This is a genomic window from Jatrophihabitans sp., from assembly GCF_051960575.1.
In the GTDB taxonomy this organism is placed as follows: domain Bacteria; phylum Actinomycetota; class Actinomycetes; order Mycobacteriales; family Jatrophihabitantaceae; genus JBQCEE01.
Genome location: NZ_JBQCEE010000166.1, coordinates 1 through 4,938, shown reverse-complemented (window position 1 = coordinate 4,938; position 4,938 = coordinate 1). Strand labels below are relative to the sequence as shown.

General features: G+C 76.9%; 6 protein-coding genes and 1 pseudogene. All 7 read right to left on the bottom strand.

The window, feature by feature from the left end; all coding sequences use genetic code 11:
* Positions 1-90: 90 nt before the first annotated feature.
* Entirely contained in the window at positions 91-420 is a 330-nt protein-coding gene (locus tag ACTHMS_RS09510; RefSeq protein ID WP_440306420.1) for a TadE family type IV pilus minor pilin, read from the bottom strand.
* Between the two features lie 28 nt (positions 421-448).
* Positions 449-649 (bottom strand): DUF4244 domain-containing protein, encoded by a 201-nt coding sequence (locus ACTHMS_RS09505; protein ID WP_440306419.1) that lies wholly within the window; start codon positions 647-649, stop codon positions 449-451.
* Positions 650-754: 105 nt separating this feature from the next.
* Positions 755-1,816, bottom strand: coding sequence for a prenyltransferase (locus tag ACTHMS_RS09500; protein WP_440306418.1), 1,062 nt, complete (start codon positions 1,814-1,816; stop codon positions 755-757).
* A 109-nt stretch (positions 1,817-1,925) separates the two neighbouring features.
* A complete protein-coding gene (locus ACTHMS_RS09495) occupies positions 1,926-2,681 on the bottom strand; it encodes a type II secretion system F family protein (RefSeq protein ID WP_440306417.1) in 756 nt (251 codons plus the stop codon).
* A gap of 43 nt (positions 2,682-2,724) precedes the next feature.
* A complete protein-coding gene (locus ACTHMS_RS09490) occupies positions 2,725-3,411 on the bottom strand; it encodes a type II secretion system F family protein (protein ID WP_440306416.1) in 687 nt (228 codons plus the stop codon).
* 116 nt (positions 3,412-3,527) lie between these two features.
* Positions 3,528-4,562, bottom strand: a complete 1,035-nt coding sequence (locus ACTHMS_RS09485) for a TadA family conjugal transfer-associated ATPase (protein ID WP_440306415.1) — start codon at positions 4,560-4,562, stop codon at positions 3,528-3,530.
* A pseudogene (locus tag ACTHMS_RS09480) lies at positions 4,559-4,938 on the bottom strand (hypothetical protein); the annotation flags it as partial. The pseudogene ACTHMS_RS09480 and the gene ACTHMS_RS09485, both read right to left, overlap by 4 nt.

The window sequence follows — 4,938 nt, the reverse complement described above, 5'->3', positions numbered from 1 at the left end:
GGACGCCGAAGGACACCACCCAGACCGATGCACTGCCCCGGTCGTCCCGGCGCGGCCGGGCCCGGGCCGAAGGCCGGAGCGCCGGTCCGGTCACGGTGCTTCCTCACCCGGCTCGACCGCCGCCACGGCTCGCGCGTCGACCGACACCGCAGGCAGCCACGACGCCAGCAGGTGCACCTGACGATGGATAACGGCAACCACCTCGGCACCCTGCCGCGTGACGTCGACCGTTGCGCCAGGGGCGAGTTCGGCGGCGAGTCGGCGGCCGGTCGCCGGGTCGCCCCTGGCCGCCGCGCGGACCACCTCGCGGGCGGCGTCCTGCGCCCGCACCCGGGCGTCGCCCACCATGACCGCCGACACCGCGACGGCCAGCAGCAGCACGAGTACGGGCAGTCCGACCGCGAGTTCGGCCGTGACCATGCCGGCGTCCGTGGCGCGCGACCGCCGGTCAGATGGCATGGAGCGCCGACGTGATGATGTGGCTCAGCGCCGATGACACCGCGGCGCTGCGCACGATCTTGTAGAGCACGACGGCGAAGCCGACGGCTGCGACCGTGCCGACGGCGTACTCGGCCGTGGACATGCCGGCGTCGATCCGTGCGCGCAGGCGGCGGCGGGCGGTGGTCAGGAACAGCAGCAGGAAGGTCATGCCGCCGAGCGAACCGCGGCGCGAGGGCCCGGCGCGCCCGGCGACGGCAACCTGTGGACGACACGCGGCCTGTGGACGCCCGCCGTCCCGTGTCAGCGGTGGGTGCTAGCCGATCCGGCTGCCCGGCCAGATCGCGCCGACCGCAAGGCCGAGGATGAACAACCAGCCGAAGGCGCGGTTGTGCACGAGGCAGACGCGGTGGTACCAGAGCGGCCAGCCGACGTAGCCCGCCGGCGGCGCGTCCGGGCGCGGCCGGCCCATCACCTGCAGCGCGCGCAGCGCCCGCGGACCGGCCAGCAGGATCACTGCGGCGAACGGGGTCAGCGCGCCGGCCGCGATGCCGACGGCGGTGATCACGTACATGAGCGCGACGACGCTGACGTTCAGCACGCGGGCCCGGCGGTCACCGAGCAGCACCGGCAGCGTGCGCTGGTCCTGCGAGCGGTCGAAGGCGGCCTGGTCGATGTGCTTGCCGATGAGGATGGACGCGACACCCAGCCCGTAGGGCACCGACGCGAGGAAGGCGTCGCCCGACCACCGACCGGTGATCACATAGTAGCCGCCGCCGATCATGAGCGGGCCCCACACCAGGAAGGCGGCGACCTCGCCGAGGCCGAGCTCCTTGAGCGCCCGCGGGGCGGCGTCGTAGGCGTAGAGCAGCACCGCGCCGGCGACGGTGAGGCCGACCGCAGCCCACCCGCGCAGTGCGATGAAGTAGATGCCGATCGCCGCGGCGACGACGCCGAGCACGAGCAGGCCGGTGGCGAGGAAGCGCATCGTGAACACGCCGCTCGCGACCGGGTGGAGCGTGTACCGGCGGCGCGGCGAGTCCTCGGTGTCGTGGCCGCGCCGGTAGCCGAAGTAGTCGTTCGACAGGTTGCTGATGGCGTGCAGGACCACGTAGCCGAGGAACGCGAGCACGAACGGCAGCCACTCGAAGCGGCGATCGGTGGCGGCGAGCAGGCCGGCGATCACGGCCGACTGTGCCGAGATCACCAGGATCACGCTGCGCGCGGCGTAGAGGAACCGCGCGATCGGATCGAAGCCGTCGAGGTCGGTCGCGGTGGCGGGATAAAAGCCGGTGAACGCCCCGGCCCACGCCAGCGGGCCACGGCGCGGGCCGTGCGTGAGGGCCCCGGTGCCCAGCGCGGGAGTCGTGCTCGTCATGATTGCCACGGTACGACCGCGCGGGCCCGTCGGGCCGCGGACGTGAGCCGGGCAACGATGAACTTGCACAGATTCCCGTCGGTTCTGGTGCACACCTTCGCGTCCGTCGTCAGGGCGGCACCAGCTGCGTCGACGCCAGCACCCCCGCGATCACCGGCACCACGCCGAGCAGGACGAAGGCCGGCAGGAAGCACGCGCCCAACGGGGCGAGCAGGGTGACACCGGCCCGGTGTGCAGCGGCCAGCCGGCGCGCGTGGTCGCCGGTGCGCATCGCGGCCGCCTCCTGCTCGAGCACCGCGGCGAACCGGGCACCGCTGATGCCGCTGCGAGCGACGAGCCGGGCGACCGAGGCGAGGGGGCCGTCGCGCGGCACCGACGCCCACGCCTCGGCCGGCGCCGCCCCCAGCCGGAGGTGCGCGCCGACCCGCAATAACAGGTCACGGTGGGACGGTGCGACGCCCGCCACCACCTCCAACGCTTCGGCGGTCGAGCGTCCGCTGCGGACTGCGGCGGCCAGCAGGTCGAGCGCGAGCGGCAACTGCTCGTCCGACTCGGGTTCAGATGTCGCCCGGACGGCGGCCGACCGCAGCCACCTCACGAGCACCGGCGCCACGACGACGGCGGCCCCACCGCCCCAACGCCACCCGCCCAGCGTCACCGCCACGGCGCCGACCGCGACGACCGCGACGAGCGGCGACCGTAGGAACGCCGACGGCCCCGAGCGCCCGGCCGTCCGCGGCCGCCGGCGGGAGGGACGGGCCCGGCGGGTCGCGGGCCGGTCGTTCGTCGTGTGACCGGATCGTGCGCCCAGTACGGCCGCGGCGAACGCCGCGAGCAGCCATGGCACCGCGGCCACCGCCGTCATGCCCTGCCGCCCCGGGGCACGCGGGGCGACGCGACGGTCGGCCTCACCGGACCGCCCGGCGCAGCACCCGCCGCATCCAGAGCACACCGGCCACGTCGAGCAGCACGCCGGCGCAGCAGACGAGCCGTCCGGCGCCGCCGTGCACCAGGAACACCCACGGCCGCGCCCCCATCGCCGCGCCCAGCCCGAGGCCGAGCACCGGCAGCCCGGCGAGCAGCAGCGCGGAGGCGCGGGGCGCCGCGACCGCCGTCGCGACCGCCGCCCGACGCTGCTCGGCGAGGGTGAGGCCCACCGCGATCCGGCCGAGCACCGCCGCGAGCGGCGCCCCGGTCGCCGCGGCGACCCGGATCGCGTGCCCGACGGCGGCGACCGTCGGCCCACCGGCCGCCAGCAGCACCTCGGCGACGTCGTCACCGGCCCGGGCGCGCGCCGCGGCGGCCGACCACAGCTCGCGCCGTCCGGCGTCGACCTCGCCGGCCGCATCGAGGGCCACGCCGAGCGAGGCGCCGGCGGCCAGCTCCGCAGCGAGCAGCCGGACGGCGGCGAGCTCATCGCGCCGCCGTCGCTCGTCGCGCCGCTGCGCCACCCGGTCGCCCGCGAGGGTGAGCACCATGCCACCCACCGCCGTCGCCGCGACGCCCAGTGCCCCGAGCGCGACGGACGACACGACGCCGGTCGCGGCGACCACCCGGCGCCGCGCCCTCGGGGAGGCGAGCACGGCGTCGGCCATCGACCCGAGCCGGCGTCGGCCGGCACGCGCCCGGCCCGGAGCCTGGGTACTCCGCGGCCGGCCCCCCGCCGCACCCGCCGCCGCGAGCAGGGCGAGCGACGCCGCGGCACCCGCACTCACGACACGTCGCCGTCGAGCGTGCCGACCTGGCCGTCCGCCGACGTCCACACCTGCTCGACCGCCAGCCGATCACCAGCGGCGTCCCGACGGACGACGAGCCGCGCCACCTCGACCAGCCGCCGACCCAGCCGACCTCGGTCGAGGTGCAGGACGACGTCGAGGGACGGGGCGACCAGGGTGGTGACAACGTCCGGCGACAGCCCGGCCAGGGCCCCGAGCGCGTGCAGGCGGGCCGGCACCTGCCCGGCCGCGTTCGCGTGCACGGTGGCCCCGCTGCCGCGATGACCGGTGTTCAGCGCGACGAGGAGCTCGACGAACTCCGCGCCCCGGAACTCGCCGACGACCAGCCGGTCGGGCCGCATGCGCAGCGCCTGGCGCACGAGCTCGCGGGTGCCGATCGCGCCCGCGCCCTCGACGTTGGCGCCGCGCGGCACCAGCCGCACGACATGCGGGTGGTCGACGACCAGTTCGGGTGTGTCCTCGATCAGCAGCACCCGCTCGTCGGACGCGACCTCGCCGAGCAGGGCGCCGAGCAGCGTCGTCTTCCCGCTGCCGGTGCCGCCGCTGATCACGAACGAGCGCCGCGCGCGCACCAGCTCGGTCAGCAGCCCGAGCGCGGTGGCCGGCACCGTGCCGCTCGCCGCCAACCCGTCGAGCGCGAACCGTCGCCGCCCGAGCACCCGGAGCGACAGCGTGGTGTGCCGGGCCAGCGGGGGCAGCAGCGCGTGCAACCGCGTGCCGTCCGGCAGCACCCCGTCGGCGAACGGCTGCGCGTCGTCGAGGCGCCGGTCCGCCGCCGCCGCGAGACGGCACGCGAGCCGCCGCAGCTCCGGCTCGCTGCCGAGATGCAGCGTGGTGCGCTCCATGCCGTGCCCGCGATCGATCCAGACGTCGTCGGGCGCGTTGACGACCACGTCGGTGACGTCGTCGCGCGCGAGCAGCGCCTCCAGCGGTCCCGCCACCGCCTCGGCCGCCGCGTCGCGGCGCAGTCGCGCGAACACGTCGTCGTCGACGACCTCGGCCCCCGTCACGCCGCCCACCCGGACACCCCGGACGCCCCCGACGCCCCCGACGCCCGAGACGTGCGCAGCCCGGCCCAGATGCCGGCCGTCAGCGCGGCGACCGCCCGTGGCGCCGCCCCGGCTCGGGGCGGCACGGCCTCGCCGGGCAGCACCCCCAGCAGCGGCACGCCGACCGCGGCCGCCACCTCGCGGGGCGGCAGGAACCCACGGCGCACCACCAGGGCGGCCGGGGCGCCGTCGAGCGAGCCGACCACCGCGTGGGCCGACGCGATGCCGCCGGCGTCCGCGCGCGCCAGCAGCACGACGAGACGGCAGGCGGCGAGCCCCGCCGACCGGGCCGGCCCGCGCGCCCGCGGCAGGTCGAGCACGACCGGCCCGCTGCCGG

Coding starts and splice junctions, on each gene's coding strand:
- ACTHMS_RS09505 (WP_440306419.1), bottom strand. CDS start 649: ATGACCTTCCTGCTGCTGTTCCTGACCACCGCCCGCCGCCGCCTGCGC.
- ACTHMS_RS09500 (WP_440306418.1), bottom strand. CDS start 1,816: ATGACGAGCACGACTCCCGCGCTGGGCACCGGGGCCCTCACGCACGGC.
- ACTHMS_RS09490 (WP_440306416.1), bottom strand. CDS start 3,411: ATGGCCGACGCCGTGCTCGCCTCCCCGAGGGCGCGGCGCCGGGTGGTC.
- ACTHMS_RS09495 (WP_440306417.1), bottom strand. CDS start 2,681: ATGACGGCGGTGGCCGCGGTGCCATGGCTGCTCGCGGCGTTCGCCGCG.
- ACTHMS_RS09510 (WP_440306420.1), bottom strand. CDS start 420: ATGGTCACGGCCGAACTCGCGGTCGGACTGCCCGTACTCGTGCTGCTG.